Raw genomic sequence first — 2,870 nt, forward strand, 5'->3', positions numbered from 1 at the left:
ATCATCGACCACGCCTCGATCATCTCGGGCGGCGCCGTCCTGTTCGAGGGCGAGGCCGAGGACGTCATCCGCGATCCGGAAGTGCGGCGGGTCTATCTCGGCGACATGTACGGGTGACTCCCGCGCCGGCCCTGACCGTGGAACAGCCTCTGGTCCCACCACACCGGTTGATGCAGCCCGGGACGAATCCGGCCGAACTCGGGATGGGCCGGGTTGATCAGGATATTGCGCTCCATCCGCGCCACCACGCTGGGCGTGAACAGGAGAACGGAGCGGTTCTCCGCGACCCACGCGGAGCCGAAGGCGCGAGCCACCTGCTTGTCCGCCCGATCCCACCCCGGGTGGTGGGCGGCCGAGAAAACCTCATAGGAGAGGCCGGCGTCGAGGGCGATCTCGATGAAATGCTGGTCGGGCGGCAAGACTCCGCTGGCGTTGGCCAGGACCTCCAGCATGGCCGTCGAATAGTGTTCGGACGCATGGATGACTGGTGTGTCGGGCGTGTTCCAGCGGCCGGGGCTGATGCGGGAGCCGGTGGCGTCGAAGATCGGGTAGGCCCCGTCAGGGTCGCCGATCCGGAAGGCCGTCAGGCCGCGGTCCAGTTTGCGGCCGCTCAAACGCCCGTGCCGTAAAGCAGGCCGCCCAGGATATCCTCGACCAGCTGGCCGCCGATTTCGCCGGACAGGATCACCGCCAGCGGGGTGCGGCCGTCCAGGAGCATATGGGGGCGCTGCAGGAAGGCCCGGGCCGCGTCTTCGTCCTTCCAGACCCGCAGCGCCATCTCCCAGATGCGCACGAAGCGGACCAGGCGCGTGCTTTCGGCCTTGGACAGCCGCCCGTCCGGACCGCGGGCCTTGCGGCGGGCGTAGGTGGGGCGGCTGATGAAATTGTATTTGAAATTCCGGTCGTCCGGCGCGACCTGGCGGGCCAGCTGGTCGACGGCGGATATCGGCAGACCGCGGTCGATCAGGTCGATCAGGGCGATGGTCGGGGTTCCCGCCCCACTGTGGGACATGTCAAAGGCGGCGCTCATGCGATATATTATGCCGTCTCACATGGACAATCGCAAGGACCGCCTCACGCCCCGCCCAGACTCAGCCGCGAGATCAGCACCGCCGCCCGCTGCGACTGGCGCACCAGACTGTCCAGATCGACCCATTCGCCCTCGGCGTGGGCCCCGCCGCCGGCGATTCCCAGTCCGCCCAGCGTATCGACGTCCGCGGCCACGAAGCCGCTGTCGGCCGCCCCGCGCCGGGCCGGATCGTATTCCGCCATCTCGGGCAGACCCAGATCCCGGTTCACTTCATTGAGCCGCGCCAGCAGCGCCCGGTTGCCCTCGCTCGGGGCCATCGGCGGATAGCCGGTGTCCGCGAACGCCAGTTGCGCGTCCGTGTGCGGCAGGTGGTCGGCGACGATGGCCTGCATTCCGGCCCGGACCCGGGCGTCCTGCTCCGGCGTCAGGGTGCGCAGGTCGCCGCGGGCGATGGCGGTCGAGGCGACGATATTGGTCTTGCCCGAGGCGGTGACGCTGAAGCCCTCGGCGTCGATGGCGGCGGGCGTGCCGCCGGCGATCACCCCGACATTATAGGTCAGGTTCGGCTCCGGCAGCTCGCGGCGGAAGCCGTCGATTATCCGCGCCGCCTCATAGATGGCCCCATAGCCCAGGGCATCGTTGAACACCCCGCTGGAATGGCCGGTGCGGCCGGTCGCGGTCAGGGTCCAGTTGGTCGAGCTGCGCCGCGCCACCGTGCCAAACTCGGCCCCGTCGTCAATGGCCAGGTTCTCGAACTCCAGGGCGAAGTCGGCCGCCCGCCCGGCCTCGACCAGGTCGCGCCGGGCGATCCCCACCGGCGATCCGACCCGCTCCTCGTCGCCGGTCAGCACCACGGTGACGTCGGCGTCGTCCAGCGTCCCGGCCGCCTGCATGGCCCGCAGGGCGGCGACGATCACCACCACCCCGCCCTTGTCGTCGCCGATGCCCGGCCCGACCGCCCGGCTCCCGTCGCGCTCGAAGGTCTGGAACGGGCTGTCGGCCTCGAACACCGTGTCCAGATGGCCGATCAGCAGCACATTGCGGCCCCGGCCCGGATGGGTGGCGACCAGATGGCCCGCCCGCCCCGTCTCCGCCATCTCGACCCAGCGCACCTCGAACCCCAGCGGCTCCAGCTCGGCCCGGACCATCTCCCCCGCGGCGCGCACCCCCGGCAGGTTCAGCGTACCGCTGTTCTGGTCGACCAGCCGCTCCAGCAGGGCGATGTGGCGGTCGTGTTCGGCCTCGACCGTCCGCATCATCGTCCGCTCGGCGGGCGTGGCCTGGGCCAGGGCGCCGCCGGGCAGGGCCAGCAGGAGCAGGGCGGTCAGGATCAGGCGCATGGAGAACTCTCGCTTGTGACGGACGACGCCGCAGGGGAGCAAACCGCGGGCGCGAGGTCCAGCCGCTTAGACCCCCGTTAACCGTTCCGGCCACACAGTGGCCGCAGCAAGTTTCGGGCCAACCGGCCCGGCAGGGGGCTGCGGACGGTGCTCGGACAGAGGCTGGAGATACGGCAGGGCCAGGGGCTGGTCATCACCCCCCAGCTGCAGCAGGCGATCAAGCTGCTGCAACTGTCGAACCTCGAACTGGACGCCTTCGTCGAGGCCGAGCTCGAAAAGAACCCCCTGCTCCAGCGCGAGGACGCCGAGCCCGGCGGCGAGACCGACGCCCCGCCCGAGGCCGCCGAGAGCCGCGACGGCGCCGAACTGAGCTTCGACGAGGGCCACGCCCAGGATTCCGACCGCACCCTCGACGCCCGCCCGGACGACGTCTACGGCGACGCCAGCCCGGGCGAGCGCACCTCGGACCGGATGGAGGACGTCGGCGCCGGCGAGGCCCA

At 70.6% G+C, this 2,870-nt stretch carries 4 protein-coding genes and 1 pseudogene; 2 read left to right on the forward strand and 3 right to left on the reverse strand.

The genetic code is table 11. From position 1 onward, the window contains the following. Positions 1 to 39 precede the first annotated feature (39 nt). The gene (locus tag Q0588_RS01965; protein ID WP_366872494.1) at positions 40 to 117 is read left to right on the forward strand and encodes a hypothetical protein; all 78 of its coding nucleotides are present in this window, start codon (positions 40 to 42) and stop codon (positions 115 to 117) included. Here the strand turns inward: Q0588_RS01965 and Q0588_RS01970 are convergent. From Q0588_RS01970 to Q0588_RS01980, 3 genes are read right to left on the reverse strand one after another with little or no spacing between them, the layout of a single operon-like run. Then, a complete protein-coding gene (locus Q0588_RS01970) occupies positions 93 to 614 on the reverse strand; it encodes an RES domain-containing protein (protein WP_298743268.1) in 522 nt (173 codons plus the stop codon). The genes Q0588_RS01965 and Q0588_RS01970 overlap by 25 nt on opposite strands. After that, on the reverse strand, positions 611 to 1,030 hold the full coding sequence (locus tag Q0588_RS01975) for an antitoxin Xre/MbcA/ParS toxin-binding domain-containing protein (protein ID WP_298743270.1): 420 nt from the start codon (positions 1,028 to 1,030) through the stop codon (positions 611 to 613). The genes Q0588_RS01970 and Q0588_RS01975 overlap by 4 nt, the downstream gene beginning before the upstream one ends. Positions 1,031 to 1,074: 44 nt before the next feature. Beyond that, entirely contained in the window at positions 1,075 to 2,370 is a 1,296-nt protein-coding gene (locus Q0588_RS01980) for a M20/M25/M40 family metallo-hydrolase (RefSeq protein WP_298743273.1), read from the reverse strand. Positions 2,371 to 2,517: 147 nt separating this feature from the next. Here Q0588_RS01980 and Q0588_RS01985 point away from each other — a divergent pair. Then, positions 2,518 to 2,870 (forward strand): annotated as a pseudogene (locus tag Q0588_RS01985) (RNA polymerase sigma-54 factor); the annotation flags it as partial.

The organism is uncultured Brevundimonas sp. (genome assembly GCF_937870815.1).
In the GTDB taxonomy this organism is placed as follows: domain Bacteria; phylum Pseudomonadota; class Alphaproteobacteria; order Caulobacterales; family Caulobacteraceae; genus Brevundimonas.

Bases quoted from the DNA above. Each gene is read 5' to 3' on its own strand.
- Q0588_RS01975 (WP_298743270.1), bottom strand. From the start codon at position 1,030: ATGAGCGCCGCCTTTGACATGTCCCACAGTGGGGCGGGAACCCCGACC.
- Q0588_RS01980 (WP_298743273.1), bottom strand. From the start codon at position 2,370: ATGCGCCTGATCCTGACCGCCCTGCTCCTGCTGGCCCTGCCCGGCGGC.